Annotated in this window: 10 protein-coding genes and 2 pseudogenes; 7 read left to right on the forward strand and 5 right to left on the reverse strand. The window is 72.1% G+C overall.

The window, feature by feature from the left end; genetic code table 11:
- Positions 1–13: 13 nt before the first annotated feature.
- The 3 genes and pseudogenes from EF903_RS07565 to meaB form a co-directional block, all read left to right on the forward strand.
- A pseudogene (locus EF903_RS07565) lies at positions 14–478 on the forward strand (methylmalonyl-CoA mutase); the annotation flags it as partial.
- Positions 475–2,685, forward strand: a complete 2,211-nt coding sequence (gene scpA / locus EF903_RS07570) for a methylmalonyl-CoA mutase (RefSeq protein WP_125542168.1) — start codon at positions 475–477, stop codon at positions 2,683–2,685. The pseudogene EF903_RS07565 and the gene scpA, both read left to right, overlap by 4 nt.
- A 14-nt stretch (positions 2,686–2,699) precedes the next feature.
- Positions 2,700–3,683, forward strand: a complete 984-nt coding sequence (meaB, locus tag EF903_RS07575) for a methylmalonyl Co-A mutase-associated GTPase MeaB (protein WP_125542170.1) — start codon at positions 2,700–2,702, stop codon at positions 3,681–3,683.
- 677 nt (positions 3,684–4,360) lie between these two features.
- Here meaB and EF903_RS07580 read toward each other — a convergent pair.
- The gene (locus EF903_RS07580; protein ID WP_125542171.1) at positions 4,361–5,362 is read right to left on the reverse strand and encodes an asparaginase; all 1,002 of its coding nucleotides are present in this window, start codon (positions 5,360–5,362) and stop codon (positions 4,361–4,363) included.
- 142 nt (positions 5,363–5,504) lie between these two features.
- On the opposite strand from EF903_RS07580, the gene EF903_RS07585 reads away from it, so the two are divergent.
- Positions 5,505–5,954: an Lrp/AsnC family transcriptional regulator gene (locus EF903_RS07585; RefSeq protein WP_125542173.1), complete on the forward strand. Its 450-nt coding sequence runs from the start codon at positions 5,505–5,507 to the stop codon at positions 5,952–5,954.
- A gap of 55 nt (positions 5,955–6,009) precedes the next feature.
- On the opposite strand, the pseudogene EF903_RS07590 reads toward EF903_RS07585, so the two are convergent.
- Positions 6,010–6,198: pseudogene (locus tag EF903_RS07590) on the reverse strand (ABC transporter ATP-binding protein); the annotation flags it as partial.
- Positions 6,199–6,548: 350 nt separating this feature from the next.
- Between EF903_RS07590 and EF903_RS07595 the strand changes: the two are divergent.
- On the forward strand, positions 6,549–7,493 hold the full coding sequence (locus tag EF903_RS07595; RefSeq protein ID WP_125542175.1) for an SMP-30/gluconolactonase/LRE family protein: 945 nt from the start codon (positions 6,549–6,551) through the stop codon (positions 7,491–7,493).
- A gap of 1,073 nt (positions 7,494–8,566) precedes the next feature.
- On the opposite strand, the gene EF903_RS07605 is transcribed toward EF903_RS07595, so the two are convergent.
- Both EF903_RS07605 and EF903_RS07610 read right to left on the reverse strand, forming a co-directional pair.
- Complete coding sequence (locus EF903_RS07605) at positions 8,567–9,463, reverse strand: RNA polymerase sigma-70 factor (protein ID WP_125542177.1); 897 nt, start codon at positions 9,461–9,463, stop codon at positions 8,567–8,569.
- Positions 9,464–9,475: 12 nt separating this feature from the next.
- Positions 9,476–10,708 (reverse strand): NAD(P)/FAD-dependent oxidoreductase, encoded by a 1,233-nt coding sequence (locus EF903_RS07610; RefSeq protein ID WP_125542179.1) that lies wholly within the window; start codon positions 10,706–10,708, stop codon positions 9,476–9,478.
- A 460-nt stretch (positions 10,709–11,168) separates the two neighbouring features.
- On the opposite strand from EF903_RS07610, the gene EF903_RS07615 reads away from it, so the two are divergent.
- Entirely contained in the window at positions 11,169–13,031 is a 1,863-nt protein-coding gene (locus EF903_RS07615) for a DUF2075 domain-containing protein (protein WP_125542181.1), read from the forward strand.
- 197 nt (positions 13,032–13,228) lie between these two features.
- Complete coding sequence (locus EF903_RS34675) at positions 13,229–13,357, forward strand: DUF6408 family protein (RefSeq protein ID WP_221888720.1); 129 nt, start codon at positions 13,229–13,231, stop codon at positions 13,355–13,357.
- A gap of 52 nt (positions 13,358–13,409) precedes the next feature.
- On the opposite strand, the gene EF903_RS07620 is transcribed toward EF903_RS34675, so the two are convergent.
- On the reverse strand, positions 13,410–15,521 hold the full coding sequence (locus EF903_RS07620; RefSeq protein WP_185902565.1) for a DUF2075 domain-containing protein: 2,112 nt from the start codon (positions 15,519–15,521) through the stop codon (positions 13,410–13,412).
- Positions 15,522–15,774 lie beyond the last annotated feature (253 nt).

The following is a 15,774-nucleotide window of genomic DNA, read 5'->3' on the forward strand; positions in this document are numbered from 1 at the left end:
GTAGGCCGCCGCGCCCACCGGCGGCCTGCCCCGCGTACGGCGCGACGAGGCGTACGAGGCGCTGCGCGCCCGCAGCGACCGGCACCTCGCCGCGACGGGCGGCCGGCCGCGCATCTTCCTCGCCGCCCTCGGCCCGGCCGCCGCGCACACCGCGCGCGCCACCTTCGCCGCGAACCTGTTCCAGGCGGGCGGCATCCAGCCGGTCCACGACCCGGTGTCGGTGGACGCGTCGACCGCCGCCGCGGCGTACGCGGCGAGCGGCGCCGACGGCACGGCCGTGCTGTGCTCCAGCGACGCCCTGTACGAGGAGCAGGCCGAGGCGGTGGCCGCGGCCCTGCGCTCGGCCGGCGCGACGACCGTCTACCTCGCCGGCAGGCCCGGCACCGCGGGCGGCGCCGCCGACGACCACGTCCACGCCGGCTGCGACGCGGTCGCGGTGCTGACCGGCGCCCTCGACCGGATGGGAGTGGCCCCGTGAGCGGCACCGAGATCCCCGACTTCTCCGCACTGCCCCTGCGCGGCGGCACGCCGTCCGCCGGGTCCGAGGACCAGTGGCGCAGCGCCGTGAAGGAGGCGACGGGCAGCGACACCGGCGACCTGCTGTGGGAGACCCCGGAGGGCATCGGCGTGCAGCCGCTGTACACCGGGCGCGACCTGGAGGGCCTGGACTTCCTCGCCACCTACCCGGGCGCGGCGCCGTTCCTGCGCGGCCCTTACCCCACCATGTACGTCAACCAGCCGTGGACGATCCGCCAGTACGCGGGCTTCTCCACCGCCGAGGAGTCGAACGCCTTCTACCGGCGCAACCTCGCGGCCGGCCAGAAGGGCCTGTCCGTCGCCTTCGACCTGCCGACGCACCGCGGCTACGACAGCGACCACCCGCGCGTCACCGGCGACGTCGGCATGGCGGGCGTCGCGATCGACTCGATCTACGACATGCGGCAGCTGTTCGACGGGATCCCGCTGGACCGGATGTCGGTGTCGATGACGATGAACGGGGCGGTGCTGCCCGTCCTCGCCCTGTACATCGTGGCGGCGGAGGAGCAGGGCGTCTCGCCCGACAAGCTCGCCGGGACCATCCAGAACGACATCCTCAAGGAGTTCATGGTCCGCAACACCTACATCTATCCGCCGAAGCCGTCGATGCGGATCATCTCGGACATCTTCTCGTTCACCTCGCAGAAGATGCCGCGGTACAACTCCATCTCGATCTCCGGGTACCACATCCAGGAGGCGGGCGCGACGGCCGACCTGGAGCTCGCCTACACCCTCGCGGACGGGGTGGAGTACCTGCGGGCCGGGCAGGGCGCCGGGCTCGACGTCGACGCGTTCGCGCCGCGCCTGTCGTTCTTCTGGGCGATCGGCATGAACTTCTTCATGGAGGTCGCGAAGCTGCGCGCCGCCCGCCTGCTGTGGGCGAAGCTGGTGAAGCAGTTCGACCCGAAGAACGCCAAGTCGCTCTCCCTGCGCACCCACTCGCAGACCTCGGGCTGGTCGCTGACCGCGCAGGACGTCTTCAACAACGTCACCCGCACCTGCATCGAGGCGATGGCGGCCACCCAGGGCCACACCCAGTCCCTGCACACCAACGCCCTCGACGAGGCGCTCGCCCTGCCGACGGACTTCTCGGCGCGCATCGCCCGCAACACGCAGCTGCTGCTCCAGCAGGAGTCGGGGACCTGCCGCACCATCGACCCGTGGGGCGGCAGCGCGTACGTCGAGAAGCTGACGTACGACCTGGCGCGCCGGGCCTGGCAGCACATCCGGGAGGTCGAGGCGGCCGGCGGCATGGCGCAGGCCATCGACGCCGGCATCCCGAAGCTGCGCGTGGAGGAGGCCGCGGCCCGCACCCAGGCCCGCATCGACTCCGGGCGGCAGCCGGTGATCGGCGTCAACAAGTACCGCGTCGACAGCGACGAGCAGATCGAGGTCCTCAAGGTCGACAACTCGGCGGTGCGGGCGCAGCAGATCGACAAGCTGCGGCGGCTGCGCGAGGAGCGCGACGAGGCCCGCACCCAGGACGCGCTGCGCGCCCTGACGAACGCCGCCGAGCGGGGCGCGGGGCAGGGCCTGGAGGGCAACCTCCTCGCGCTCGCCGTCGACGCGGCGCGCGCGAAGGCGACGGTGGGCGAGATCTCGGACGCCCTGGAGAAGGTGTACGGACGGCACGCGAGCCAGATCCGTACGATCTCCGGTGTGTACCGCAGCGAAGCAGGGGAGTCCCCGAACGTGGAGCGCACCCGTTCCCTCGTCGACCGCTTCGAGGAGGCGGAAGGCCGCCGTCCGCGCGTGCTCGTCGCCAAGATGGGCCAGGACGGCCACGACCGCGGCCAGAAGGTCATCGCGACGGCCTTCGCCGACCTGGGCTTCGACGTCGACGTCGGCCCGCTGTTCCAGACCCCGGCGGAGGTGGCCCGCCAGGCCGTCGAGGCGGACGTCCACGTCGTGGGCGTGTCGTCGCTGGCGGCCGGCCACCTGACCCTCGTCCCGGCGCTGCGCGAGCAGCTCGCGGAGGAGGGGCGCGAGGACATCATGATCGTGGTGGGCGGGGTGATCCCGCCGGCCGATGTGCCGACCCTGCTGGAGATGGGCGCGGCCGCGGTGTTCCCGCCCGGCACGGTCATCCCGGACGCGGCCCACGACCTGGTGACGCGGCTCGCCGCGGATCTGGGCCACGAGCTGTAGGCGGGGGCCGGCCGGTGCCGAAGATCGACATCGAGGCGTACGCGAAGGGCGTCCTCGACGGCAGGCGCGCGCTCGTCGCGCGGGCGATCACCCTCGTCGAGTCGACGCTGCCCGCGCACCGCGCGCTGGCGCAGACCCTGCTGACGGAGCTGCTGCCGCACGCGGGGCGGGCCCGGCGCATCGGGATCAGCGGCGTCCCGGGCGTCGGGAAGTCCACGTTCATCGACGCGTTCGGCACGATGCTGACGGGGCTGGGCCACCGGGTCGCCGTCCTCGCGGTGGACCCGTCGTCCAAGCGGACGGGCGGGTCCATCCTCGGCGACAAGACGCGGATGGAACGGCTGTCGGTCGACCCGAACGCGTTCGTGCGGCCCTCCCCGTCGGCGGGCACGCTCGGCGGCGTCGCCAAGGCCACCCGCGAATCGATGATCGTGATGGAGGCGGCCGGGTACGACGTCGTCCTCGTCGAGACGGTCGGCGTCGGGCAGTCCGAGACGACCGTCGCCGGAATGGTCGACTCCTTCCTGCTGCTGTCGCTGGCCCGGACCGGCGACCAGCTCCAGGGCATCAAGAAGGGCGTCCTGGAACTGGCCGACGTCCTCGCCGTGAACAAGGCGGACGGACCACACGAACGCGAAGCGCGCGCCGCCGCCCGCGAACTGTCCGGCGCGCTGCGGCTGATGCACCCCGCCGACGCGGCGTGGACGCCGCCCGTCCTGACGTGCAGTGCGCGGGAGTCCACCGGGCTGGACGAGGTCTGGAACCGGCTGGAGCAGCACCGGCGGCTGCTGGAGGCGGGGGGCCGGCTGGCCGCCAAGCGGGCCGCGCAGCAGGTGGAGTGGACGTGGTCGATGGTCCGGGAGGAACTCCTGGACCGCCTCCGCGCCCACCCGGCGGTACGGGACCTGGCCCCGGCACTGGAGGCCCGCGTACGGGCGGGCACCCTGACGCCGACACTGGCGGCGGACGACATCCTGCGGGCCTTCACGGGGGCGTAGCGGGGGCTGCGGCGTGCACCGCGGCCGACTGCTGCGTCGGAGCTGCCGCTGCGCGGGGCCTCTTCCCCGCCCCGCCCCTTCCCGAAACCGGGGGCTCCGCCCCCGGGCCCCCTCCGGCGCTGCGCGCCTGCCGCGCTCAGACGCCGCACGGGCTTCCGGTGCCGCCGGGGCGGCACCCACGGGAAACCGGGCCGCTCCGCGCCCCTCGCGCTCAAACGCCGCGCGGGCTGAAGAAGCCGCTGCGCGGCTTCCGGCGGAACGTCCCCCTACGCCGCCACCAGCCGTGACACTCCCGCCCCACATGCACACCCGCGCCACAGGCACATCCAGCCCCGCCGACACATCCAGCCCCGCCGGCACATCCAGCCCCGCCGGCGTTTGAGGCGCGGGGGCACGGGGGCAGAGCCCCCGAAACCACCACCGCGGGCCCGCGCACCACTCCCCCGCGGGCATATCCAGCCCCGCCGGCGATTGAGGCGCAGGGTTGCGGGGGCAGAGCCCCCGGAACGGCGCCGCGGGCACTCGCCTCGCGCCCCGCCGACCGGCCGTCGCACCACCGACCCCGGCACTCCAGCCCCGCCGGCGCTTGAGGCGCAGGGGCTCGGGGGCAGAGCCCCGGGAGCGGGGGTGCGGCCGGGCGGCCGGGGTTGCCTCGGCCCCGCCCCGCCGGGCGCCGGTCAGGCGTTGACGAGGACCGGCCCCGCCGGGGAGAGCGCCTCGCGGAGGGTGCGGGTCTGCACCTCCGGGTCGGTGGAGGCGAGCAGCGCGGCCAGGACCGCGATCCGGGCCTGCCCGGCGCGCAGCGTCCCGGTGGGCACGGCTCCGGCGGCGACCAGGTCGACGGCGCCGCCGTGGGTGTAGATCTCGGTGACGGGCCCGGCGGCGACCCGGGTCGTGAGGGCGACGAGCACCCCCCGCGCGACCGCCGCCCGCACGGCGTCGACGATCTCGGGGGTCGCGTTGCCGGCACCGGTGCCGACGAGGACGATGCCCCGCGCCCCGGCCGCCACCGCGGCTTCGAACAGCACGGGGTCGCCGTCGGAGTGGTGCATGACGATGTCGACCCGCGGCGGCCGCTCCGGCATGGCGGGCAGCGGCAGCGGCTCGGGCCGCTGGGGCCGGCGCAGGACGGCGACCTTGCCGAAGCCGGTCTTGCCGAGGAGTTCCCGGGAGGGGTCGGCGAAGGCGTCCAGGGCGACGGCCTGGGTCTTGACGGTGCCGCGGGCGGCGTGCACCCGCCCGGCGAAGCTGATGAGGACGCCGAGCTGACGGGTGGTGGCGGCGACGAGGAGGGCGTCGTACAGGTTGCCCGGCCCGTCGCCCTCGGCGGTGCCCATCGGCAGCTGCGAGCCGGTGAAGACGACGCTGCGCGGGTCGTGGTGGTGGAGGTCGACGAGGAACGCGGATTCCTCGAGGGTGTCGGTGCCGTGGGTGACGACCACGCCGTCGACGCCGGGGTCGGCGAGGACCTCGTGCACGGTGTGCAGCAGGGTCAGCTGGTGGGCGGTGGTCAGCCGGGGGCTGTTGACGCTGAAGAGGTCGACGACCTCGACGGTCACCCCTTCGGGGAGCGGCGCCGTGGCCATGACCTCGCGCCCGTCGGCGTCGGCGGCGAAGCCGGAGCCCTGCCAGCGGCTGGCTATCGTGCCGCCGGTGCTGATGACGACGATCCGCCCCATGGCCACCCTTTCCCGCGTGCGGGTGATAACTCGTACAGATGTGCTGAGACACAGCACCGCCCGCAATGATAGGCCTTTCGTTACGCAATGCGATTGCCCCTACCACCCTGCGAGGTCGCCAACCTGGGGGGATTATTGCGCCATGGATGCCATCGATCGTGAAATCTTGCGCGAGCTCCAGGCCGACGGCCGGCTCAGCAACCAGGAGCTCGCCCAGCGGGTGGGCCTGACCCCGTCCCCCTGCATGCGGCGCGTCCGACAGCTGGAGCAGGACGGCGTGATCCGCGGCTACCGGGCGGTGATCGACCCGGAGGCGGTGGAGCGCGGCTTCGAGGTGCTCGTGTCGGTGGAGGTGCGCCGCGACCGGGAGGCCGTCGAGGCGTTCGAGGCGGCCCTGCAGGACATCCCGGACGTCATCGAGGCGTACCGCCTGTTCGGCAGCCCCGGATGCCTGCTGCGGATCGCGGTCGCGGACCTGCGCGCGTACGAGCGCCTGTGGATCGAGAAGCTGACCGCGCTCTCCGGGGTCACGGAGGTCAACTCGCAGATCATCATGAAACGGATCAAGGGCCCGACGGGCCTCCCGGTCTGATCCCCGCCCCTGCGGGCGGCTCCGACCCCGACACGGGCCCCGACTGCGACCCCGACGCGAGCATCTGCGTCGTCGCGAGCCGTCGATAGAGGTCGTCGCGCCGCAGCTCGGCGCGCGTGCCGGCGACCCGCACGTGCCCGTCCTCCAGGACGAGGATGCGGCGCGCGTCGGTGACCGTGGACAGCCGGTGGGCGGTGACAAGCACGGTCGTCGTCTCGGCGACCTCCGCTATGACGTCGCGCAACCCGTAGAAGCTGCCGCGGGGAACACTGAGCTCCACCCCGTCGACGGCGGCCTTCCCCCGAACTCCGCCCGTAGGGCGTCCACTTCGACGGCGCGACGCCGCCGCTCTCGGGGACGGTTCCGTGGAGATGCCTTTCGGTGCGCCCCGCGCGGTAGCGGAGTCGGGCACGGCGAACCCGACCGCCAGGCGGCGGCACCACACGAGGGGTCAGGCGGCCACAACTCCGCGACGTGATCTACGACTCCCCATTCGGTAATACCTAGCCAGAACCGAACGCCATCCTGCAACATCAACATCAGACCGATCCTCATTCAGCGGAGAATGGGGCGGGCAACGAGGGGTGGACTGCCATGAGCGGCGAGCACCAGGGCCTGTACGAGATGTTGGACGACCGGTTCCGCACCGGGAGGTGCATGAACGGGGACGAAGCCCTGGAGGTCCTGTACACCGGCTGCCGCTGGGCCGAGGGGCCGGTCTACATACCCGCCTGGCGCCAGGTGGTCTGGAGCGACATCCCCAACGACCGGATGCTCCGCTGGGACGAGGAGACCGGCGCGGTCGGCGTCTTCCGCCGCTCCGCCGGGCACACCAACGGCAACACCCTGGACCGCGAGGGCCGGCTGGTCACCTGCGAGCAGGGCAACCGCCGGGTGACCCGCACCGAACACGACGGCACCGTCACCGTGCTGGCCGACCGCTGGCAGGGCAAGCGCCTGAACAGCCCGAACGACGCGACCGTGAAGTCCGACGGCTCGATCTGGTTCTCCGACCCGGACTTCGGCATCACCAGCGACTACGAGGGCTACCGCGCGGAGAGCGAGATCGGCTCGAACAACGTCTACCGGATCGACCCGGCGACGGCCGAAGTGGAGCTGGTCGCGGACTGCTTCGGCGCGCCGAACGGCCTGTCCTTCTCCCCCGACGAGCGGCAGCTGTTCGTCTCCGACACCCGAGCGGGCTGCATCCGCGTCTTCGACGTCCGCGACGACGGCACCCTCTCCGACGGCAAGGTCTTCGCCGAGGCCGGCGCCCGCGAGGGCGCCCGCTTCGACAACCTCCGCTTCGACGACGGCGGCCGCCTCTGGGTCGCCGCGATGGCCGACGGCGTCCACTGCTACGACCCGGACGGCACCCTGATCGGCCGCCTGAACGTCCCCGAGACGGTGTCCAACATCAGCTGGGGCGGCCCCAAGCGCAACCGCCTCTTCATCACCGCGGAAACCAGCCTGTACTCGGCCCTCATGGGCATCACGGGCACCCACCCCACAGGCCCGGGCCACCGCCCCTGGCTCTGACCAGCCGGGGGACGGCCGGGCCGCGGCGCCCGGTCAGCCGGCAGGCGGGCCGGTCGCGGGGCCGACGCCGCGGCCGCCGGCGCGGAGTGCCGCTGCGAGGCACAGCGTCGCGCCGAGTGCGAGCCAGGCGGCAAGGACCATGGCTGCGGGAGCCGCTCCGCGGCCGTCGAAGAAAGCCGTGGAGCGCAGCAGATGGGCGCCTGCGCCGGGCGGCAGCAGCCGGCCGACCCGCCGGGCCAGCCGGGCAGCATCTCCGGGGCGGTCGATGCTCCCGACAGCGGATTGCCGACGAGCACCATGACCGCCGAGCCGATGCCGAAGCCCGCGTACCCGAGCACCGACTCCAGGCCGATGAGGCTCAGGGAGACAGCAGCGACGGCCAAGGCCACGGCCGCGGCGTTGGCGGCGTACGAGCCCTCCAGGAAGCCGAGCCGGAACTGCAGGACCCCGCCACGGCCAGGCCCCGGTCACCGCGAAGGCGAGCGCTCCGGCGGCGCGGCGGGCCGGGCCGCGGACCAGCCGCGTCAGCACCAGCGCGGCGAGCAGCCCGCCCATGACCAGGGGCAGCGCGGCGGCGGCCAGTCCGGCTCCCCGGGCGTCGCCGGCGGGCAGGGGCACGAGGTCGCGGACGGGAGCCGCCCCGCCGTCCGGGCCCTGCGGCCGCGACGCCCTGCAGGGCCTGGGCGATGGCCGGCCCGGCGGCCGAGGCCGTGACCACCTGCGGCCTGCCGGAGCCGACGTCGATCGCCCCGTACACCTCCCGCTCGCGTATCAACAGCTCGGCGGCCGCCGTGTCGGCGGCCGCGGTGATCGCGAAGCCGCCCGGCAGCCGCCGGTCGAGGGCGGCTCCGACCCGGCCGACCGCGGCGGGCGGCCCGGCCACGGCGATCGGCACGTCGTGGAGGGACGACCGCACCAGCGGCCAGGCGAAGGCCGTGAGCAGCACGGCGACGGCCGCGGTGAACAGCGCGACCGCCCCGGCCACCGTCCGCCAGGGCGACGGCGGTGCGGCTGCCGGCGCGGGTTCGCGGGCGATGTGGGTGTCCATGGCTCTCCCTTTCGCGAGGGGGGTGTCAGCGGACGGTGAGCGGGGTCCCCGAGGCGAGGTGGGTCAGCTTCTCCGGGTTGCGGACGAAGTAGAGGCCGGTGATGCGGGTGTCCTCGACGCGGACGGCCATGACGCCGTCGAGTTCGCCGCCCACGTACACGGCGAGCGCCGGGCTGCCGTTGACCTCGGCGGGCTCCCAGGTGATCGTCTCCTCGACCTTGGCGGAGCCGCCGATCCAGAAGCGGACGATCTTCTCGGCGCCGACGACCGGGTGCAGCGCGGTCCGCTTGACGCCGCCGCCGTCGCTGAGCAGGACGACGTCGGGGGCGAGCACGTCGAGGAAGTCCTGCGGGTTCCCGGTCTCGATGGCGCGCCGGAAGGACTCCAGGGCGGCCCGCGTCTCCCGCGCGGAGGACGTTCTGCGGGGGCGGCGGGCGCCGACGTGCCGGCGCGCGCGGTGCGCGATCTGGCGTACGGCGTCGGGGCTCTTGCCGACGGCCTCGGCGATCTCCCCGTACTCCGCGTCGAAGACCTCGCGCAGCACGAAGACGGCGCGCTCCGTCGGGGAGAGGCTCTCCAGGACGAGCATCATCGCCATCGACATGCTCTCGGCGAGTTCGACGTGCTCGGCGACGGCCGGGGCGGTGGCCAGCGGCTCGGGGAGCCACTGGCCGACGTACGCCTCGCGGCGGCGCTTCACGGCGCGCAGCCGGTTGAGCGCCTGACGGGTCGTGATCCGCACGAGGTACGCCCGCCGGTCTTCCACCTGCCCCAGGTCGACGCGGGCCCAGCACAGCCACGTCTCCTGGAGGACGTCCTCGGCGTCGGCGGCGGAGCCGAGGATCTCGTAGGCGACGGTGAAGAGCAGGTTGCGGTGGTCGACGAACGACCGGGTCGCCGGGTCGGTGCCGTGCTCGGTCATCTCTCGGTCCTCTCAGCGGTGTGCCCGGAGCCGGGCGGCCTCGTCGGCGTCCGCCGCGTCCGCCGCGTACGGCTCCCCGGTCAGGCGGTGCCTGCGCTGCGGGACGCGGAAGGTCGGGTGGGAGGTGCCCCACAGCGACATCGCGACGATGGCCTCCTTGACGCGCGCTGCCTTCCGGCCGGCCAGGAAAGCGGGCTTCGGCCGGGCCTCGTGGTCGACGATCTGCAGGATGCCGTCGCGGCGCCCGAGGCTGATGTGGTTGCCGAGGTAGCCCAGCTTGACGTTCTTCGGGGCCTTGCGGCCGGTCAGGCGTGCGGTGATCGCCTCCGCGGCCTGCCTGCCGGTGTATCCGGCCGAGGCGCAGGACATCGGCAGCGGCCGGCCGTTGTCGCCGATGGCGAAGGCGCAGTCCCCGACGGCGTAGACGTCCGGATGCGAGACCGACCGCATGGCGCGGTCGACGGTGATCAGGCCGTCCTCGGTGACGTCGAGCCCGCCGGCGGCCGCGATGGGGCTGACCGCGAAGCCGGCGGTCCACACGGTCGCGTCGGTCTCCAGCACCGTCCCGTCGGCGCACCGCACGCGCGCCGCTTCGACCGCCGCGACCTCCGTGTGCTCCCGTACGGTGACGCCCAGCCGGTCGCAGGCCCGGCGCAGGTGCTCCCGGGCTCCGGCGGACAGCGTGGCGCCGAGCTCGCCGCGGGCGACCAGGGTCACGGACAGGCCGGGGCGGGACTCGGCGATCTCGGTGGCGGTCTCGATGCCGGTCAGCCCGTCGCCGACGACGAGCACCCTCCCGCCGGCGCCCTGCCGGGCGAGGCCGCCGAGCCGCTCGCGCAGGAGCAGCGCGGAGGGCCGGGCGGAGACGTCGAAGGCGTGGTCGGCCGCTCCGGGGACGGCATGGCGGGCCCCGTGGCTGCCGAGGGCGTAGACCAGGGTGTCGTAGCCGAGTTCGGCGGCGCCGCAGCCGGCACCGTCCACGGCGACGACCCGGCGGTCGGGCTCGACCGCGGTGACACGGGCCGGCAGCAGCCGGACCCCTGTGCCCGCGAAGACCTCGGAGAGCGCGGGAGCCGCGATCTCCTGGCCGGCGGCGAATTGGTGCAACCGCAGCCGCTGCACGAAGTCCGGCTCGGCGTTGACCACGGTCACCTCGGTGTCCGCCGCGGACAGCCGCCGAGCCAGCGTCCCGGCCACGTAGGCCCCGGCATAGCCGGCGCCGAGGACGACGATGCGGTGCTTCACGATGTGCGCTCCCCTCGGATCGGTGACGCCCCGAGACCCGGGCAGCACGACCTGCCTGCCACCGCCCCAGGGCATTGCGCCCTCAAGACACCGCGGCCGCCCCCGCTGTGACAGCATGTGACCCACCTCACTGCACACACCACCGCCGAGGCCGCGGCGCCCCCACCTGCCCGCGGTGGCGAAACACCTCCTCCCGGAGACAGGAACGCACCGGACCAAGAGCATCGGAGTCGCGGATCGGGCTCTCCCCCGGGAGGGTCGTGGCACGCCACCAGAAGCACGGGCACGAGGTCGAGTCCGGGCCGCATCGTGATCTTCGACCTGGCTGCTTGATCACGCGCTGTCATAAGATGACAGGGACAATCTCAGCGGCCCGCCGGGCTTCCGCTCCGCTTCCCGTGGATCCAAAGGACATGCCCCCACCCGCACGAGCTACTCCGTGCTGCCTGGGGGCGATTTCTTGCTGTTCCGTGAGTCCGCGGCGTCCTTGGCCGACCGCACCCGTCTCGAGGGGCGGCTGGCGGAGCTGCTGAGCGAGTCCTTCCTCCACAGGCACGGCCACAAGCCGCACGCTGCGGAGGTCCGCTCCTGGGAGCGGAGCATCCCCACGCTCACCCACGCTCTGGTCGAAGCGGGTCTCGGTGAGGTCGAGATGCTGCTGGAGTACGGGCTGCCGCTGACGAGCAAGCGCGCGGACGTGATACTGGCCGGGGTGCATCCGGTTTCCGGCGAGCCCTCGTACGTCGTCGTGGAACTCAAGCAGTGGACCGAGGCGCAGCCAGTGGACGAGGATCCGCTGCGGTGCAGCGTCCCCTCCTACCGCGAGCCGGTGCTGAACCCCATCGAGCAGGTACGGGGCTACTGCGACTACCTCGTCTCGTTCAACGGGGCTCTCGAGCAGAATCCCGACTCCGTCACCGGAGTGGCCTTCCTGCACAATGCCGTTGAAGCCAGGGTCGCCGGGCTGCGGGAGGTCGAAGAGGACCACCGCGGTCGCATGTACACCGCCGATCAGCGCGGTGCGTTCCTCGACTACCTGCGCTCGCGGCTGGCCGCCAAGCCGGGCGCTGCCGCCGCCGACGACCTCCTGCAGGCCCGGGTGCGGCCGTCCAGGCAGCTGATGGCCGTGGCCGCCGACGAGGTCCGCGACCGGGAGCAGTTCGTGCTGCTGGACGAGCAGCGGCTCGCCTACGAGACGGTGATGGCAGCAGTCCGCAAGGCCCGCCGGTCCAACCGCAAGCAGGTGGTCGTCGTGACCGGCGGGCCCGGTTCCGGCAAGAGCGTGATCGCCCTCTCCGTCCTCGGCGACTTGTACCGCCGCGGTGTGTCTGCCCTCCACGCCACCGGCTCGCAGTCGTTCACGAAGACCATGCGCAAGGTCGCGGGCGCCCGCAAGCCCGAGGTCCAGCGCCTGTTCCGCTACTTCAACAGCTTCATGGAGGCCGAGCCCAACGACATCGACGTGCTCGTCTGCGACGAGGCACACCGGCTCCGCAAGACCTCCGCCAACCGCTACACGAAGGCCGCCCTGCGCACCGGACGCCCACAGGTGGCGGAGCTGATCGACGCGGCCCGGGTCCCGGTGTTCCTCCTCGACCAGCACCAGGTGGTGCGTCCCGGCGAGATGGGCACCGTCGAGCAGATCAGGCGGGCCGCGGCCGAGCAGGAAGTGGACTTCACACTGGTGGAGTTGGACAGCCAATTCCGGTGCGGAGGCAGCGACGCGTACGTGCTCTGGGTGACCAGCCTCCTGAGCCTCGAGGGCGAGGAACCGATCGTGTGGGAACCGGACGGCAAGGTGCAACTGCTGACGGTGGACACCCCGCAGGAACTGGAGGACTTCCTCGGCGACAAGCGTGCCCAGGGGTACGGCGCCCGGCTTTCCGCCGGCTACTGCTGGAAATGGACCACCAAGATCACTCCGGCGATGACGACGCTGCCCGCGGACGTGGTCATCGGCGACTGGTCGAAGCCGTGGAACCTGTACGGGGACCGATCCCTGCTGGGCGCACCGCCGGCTCCGCTCTGGGCCACTGATCCCGCGGGCTTCGGCCAGGTCGGCTGTGTCTACACCGCCCAGGGCTTCGAGTACGACTGGTCCGGCGTGATCATGGGCCCGGACCTGGTCTGGCGGACAGACCACTGGGTGGCCGACCGCACCGCCTCGAAGGACCCCTCCTTCACGAAGGCGACGCCTGACGAGGACATCGACCGCCTGATCCGCAACACGTACAAGGTGCTCCTGACCCGCGGCATGATCGGAACGGTCGTCTACTCGACGGACCCTGAAACACGCGAGAAGCTCCGTTCGCTCATTCCCTGAGCCACGGCCCCGATCAGCGGATAGCATGATCCCGCTGCGCACCTTCCCGGAGGGTACGAGGCTGCGGTTCATGCAAGAGGCCGAACAGGCTGTCGGTGACGAATGGTTGTGCCCGTCGTGTGGCGACACACGACGCGAGCGTGGCTGCCCGGTAGGGCGCCCCCTGCCATTCCGAACTCACAACCTGGAGTGGCCGTATGACCCCCGTCGAGTGCAAGCCTGCGCGTCGTGAGCGGATTCGCGGAATCCTGATCGACATCGCTGCCGGAGTCGTCTCCAGTCTTCTGGTGACGGCACTGACCGCGGTGGCAGACCTGTTCTTCTGAGCAGGTACGTGGCGGGCCCGGAGAGCCCGCCACCCCACAGCCCGGTCCGCTGTCAGAACAGCCGGAGATCGGGGCCCGACGACTTCCTCCGCTTGTGCTTGCCTCTCCGGTTGGCGCGCGGCAGATGCGGTGTGCGAGCTTCCTTCGGAAGGTTGAACCAGGTGGGCCGAAGCCCGTGGATCTCCACCCGACCCACCAGCTTCTTCAGATACCTGCGGGTTTCCTCGTCCGTGGAGTACAGCACCGTCGCACGGCTCGCCCGGGTCAACAGCACGTGGTACGCCTGTCGGACCAGCCGCGCGAAGTCGTCGTCGGTCACACTCGACGCGCTGACCTTCGGATCCAGCGAACCGGGCACATCAACACGCTTGATGTCCGAATCGGGGCCTTCCTTCCGCTCCTTTCCACGCTGGAACACCCACTGATCGCCACGGCGCACCATGTCATCGCCCATGATCACCCCGCACCAGTCCCATTCCAGGCCCTGCGCCGTGTAGACGCAGCCGATCTGGCCGAGGCCCTTGGGGTGGACGGACCAGATGTCCGACGGCGGCACCCCGTCCGCGCAGTAGCTCTCGCTCTTCGCGTTCCACGGCCGGTGCCAGTCCCCGATGCGGACATCGGCCTCCAGGCGCTTCTCCTCGCCCGCGGGCTCCGTCCAGGGCCAGCAGTACCCCGCGACCATGCGCGCGGACGCGCCGGCCCCGGCTTCCGTCAGGATGATCCGTTCGAGCTCCTCCGGGGTGTCCGCCACCTCGACGTGCATCAGTCCGTCCGGCCTCCAGGGCTCCGGCTTCTTGTCCGTCACGCCCAGGACTTCGCGCACCCAGCTGATGTACGAGCCACTGCCGCCGCAGCGGAACTGCTCGCGCAGTCCGTATTCGAGCAGGTCGGCACCGCGGCGCGCGGCCGCATCCTTGATCAGCTCCACGGTTCCGACTTCCTTTGGACGTACGGACTGGCCTTCGTCGAGGAAGAACACCGTCAGGCGTGACGCGTCGAGGAGCTCGTCCACCTGCGGGCCCTTCCCCCAGACCTCCCGCTGCTCCGGCGTCCAGAACCGGTTCGTCGAGCGATCCCGCAGTCGGTGCGCCTCGTCGCAGATCAGCACGTCCACCGGGGGCACCGAGGTGTCGACGAAATTGCTGAAGTAGGTGAAGGTCTCCCTGAACTGCTTGTCCCCGTATCCGACGTGCTCCTGGATTGCCGCGTTGAAGGCCCTGCTTCCGCTGGCGTACTTCACGGTGCGCCCCTGCGCCTCGAGCTGCGCCTTGACCTGCAGGCCGATGGCGCTCTTGCCGGTACCGGCGCCGCCGGTGACCAGGAAGATCACGCGCCTCTCGTCGGGGACCAGCGCAGGATGCTCCGGGTCGGGCAGTACCTTGGCCGCTGCTTCGAGAATCTGGTCCGCGACCACCTTCTGGCGCCCGCGGAGGACGAAGACGGTGTCATCGCCTCGGGACCAGTTCATCGCATCGAGCAGCGGTGTGTTGCGCAGCCCCATGCTCTCCAACATCGTGACGGCCTCGGCCGCACCGCCCTGCGCGTCGAAGTTCGCCCTGAGGTCTTCGAGGAACCGGGCCCGCCGATCAGCCGTGTACACGCGTGCGTACGCGCCCGTGGGCGCGTCCACACCGATCAGCGGACGCACCGAGTCGTCCGTGGCGTTGTGCAGGTAGGCGAAACCCCCGCATTCGAATTCGGTGTTCCCGAAGGGGCCCCTGTCGCTCGTGAACGCCTCGTAGTACTCGCGCAACTGCAGCGCGGGATGCTTCTTCGCCCCCATCCCCGACACGTGCACCCAGTCCGCGGTCGCCTGTTCGATCCTGGTCACCGTCGACCAGCGCTTCAATTCGACGAGCTGCACGGAGGGCCGGTGCTCGCGCGGATGGCGGCCGACCAGGACGACGTCGATGAGCCGGGGTTCCGGGCGGTCGGACTCATCCATGGTGGCCGCGCACTCGACGACCATTTCCACGTTTCCGCGGTCGGCGGCGACCAGATCGTTCGCAAGACTGATCAGGCTCTCCGCCCAGGCCGAGCGCTCCGTGAGCGAGGCGTCTGCGCCGCGGAAGTACCGCCAGCGCGCAGCGAGGTGCGGCACCATGTGGCGGCGCGCATGCAGGGTGAGCAGATCCTGCGCCGAAAGCTTCAGCAGGAGCATGGACACGAGGTGGTTCCCCCAGGGCACGAGTAGCTCGTGCGGGTGGGGGCATGTCCTCGCGGGGAAGCCCGTCGGGCCGCAATCTGTTCGGTGATCTTAGAGAAGGCATCGGCTGCGGCGTGGCACCGCCCCGGCCCGCGGCCGGAACCACGGCCATGGTGGCCGGATCGCACCTGGCCACCGCCCTGCATCTCGCTGCCCGCTTCGTCGCAGCTGTCCCGGATGCCACTGCCCGCCGTTAGGATCTGCCGAG

The sequence above is a fragment of the Streptomyces sp. WAC05292 genome, assembly GCF_003949955.1.
In the GTDB taxonomy this organism is placed as follows: domain Bacteria; phylum Actinomycetota; class Actinomycetes; order Streptomycetales; family Streptomycetaceae; genus Streptomyces; species Streptomyces globosus.

Coding starts and splice junctions, on each gene's coding strand:
- EF903_RS07620 (WP_185902565.1), bottom strand. CDS start 15,521: ATGCTCCTGCTGAAGCTTTCGGCGCAGGATCTGCTCACCCTGCATGCG.
- EF903_RS34675 (WP_221888720.1), top strand. CDS start 13,229: ATGACCCCCGTCGAGTGCAAGCCTGCGCGTCGTGAGCGGATTCGCGGA.
- EF903_RS07605 (WP_125542177.1), bottom strand. CDS start 9,463: ATGACCGAGCACGGCACCGACCCGGCGACCCGGTCGTTCGTCGACCAC.
- EF903_RS07595 (WP_125542175.1), top strand. CDS start 6,549: ATGAGCGGCGAGCACCAGGGCCTGTACGAGATGTTGGACGACCGGTTC.
- EF903_RS07585 (WP_125542173.1), top strand. CDS start 5,505: ATGGATGCCATCGATCGTGAAATCTTGCGCGAGCTCCAGGCCGACGGC.
- EF903_RS07580 (WP_125542171.1), bottom strand. CDS start 5,362: ATGGGGCGGATCGTCGTCATCAGCACCGGCGGCACGATAGCCAGCCGC.